Raw genomic sequence first — 258 nt, forward strand, 5'->3', positions numbered from 1 at the left:
CTCGCGCCTTTGGGCCGCGACAGTTCGTTGGCGCTGATGATGCTCAATGAGGCCGGCTACCATGGCATGGTTGCCGCCAGCCTTGGGCACCTGTGCGAAGCGCTGGACGAAGGCGCAGGCCTGCTTATCATTGCCGCTGAGGCCTTGCGCGGTGTCGACATGGAACCTCTGCTGGAGTATCTGCACCAGCAACCGGCCTGGTCGGACTTGCCCATCGTGCTCATGACCCATCATGGAGGCAGCGAGCAAAATGGTTCG

Annotated in this window: 1 pseudogene; it reads left to right on the forward strand. The window is 62.0% G+C overall.

Features of this window, described 5'->3' with window-relative positions:
- Positions 1-27 precede the first annotated feature (27 nt).
- Positions 28-258: pseudogene (locus tag AC0L20_RS41270) on the forward strand (hypothetical protein); the annotation flags it as partial.

It is taken from the genome of Bradyrhizobium sp. Kon58 (genome assembly GCF_055807455.1).